At 73.9% G+C, this 620-nt stretch carries 1 protein-coding gene; it reads right to left on the reverse strand.

What is annotated here, in order from left to right; genetic code table 11:
• Positions 1 to 620: hypothetical protein (locus R1101_RS28940; RefSeq protein ID WP_037225356.1), on the reverse strand; the 620-nt coding region annotated here is incomplete at both ends.

Here is a 620-nt window from a genome sequence, read left to right on the forward strand (position 1 = left end):
CGGTCGTGGGCGTCATACCCGCGAGCAGGATCGGCGAGCGGCCCGTCAGGCGGGTGAAGGCCGTCTCGACGGCGATGCGGCCGTCGGGCAGCGCGACCGGCTTCGGAGCGAACTCCGACCAGGCACGCGGAACCTCGGGCTCGGCGCCCGGGGTGAGGAGATTGCGCTGGCCACCGCGGGTCGCGGCGGCGATGATGCCGACGCCCTGACCCCGCAGGCCCGAGCTGGTCATGCGGGTGAGGAGCTCACCCGGACCGAGGTCGAGGATCCACGAGGCACCGGACGCGACGGCGGAGTCGACCTGCTCGACCCAGTCGATCGGGGCGACGAGGATCGCGTCCGCGAGCGAACGCGCGAGCTCGGCGTCGAGCTCGCAGCGAGCGGCCCACTCGGCGACCTGCTCGACGGCGTCGGCGAAAGCGGGGTGATGGAATCCGACCTCGGCCGCGACAGGTTCGAAGGTCGGGGCGAAGACCGCACCGCCGCGCTTCTTGGCCTCGCGCTCGCGGGTCTCGGCGGCCGAGATCTGCTCGCAGCGCTGCTGCACGCGCTCGAGTGCGGCGGGCGGGCCCGACAGCACGACGCGACGACGAGCGTTGCGGATGGCGACGACGGCGCCG

Source organism: Rhodococcus sp. R1101 (assembly GCF_000278445.1).
Classification (GTDB): Bacteria; Actinomycetota; Actinomycetes; order Mycobacteriales; family Mycobacteriaceae; genus Rhodococcus; species Rhodococcus gordoniae.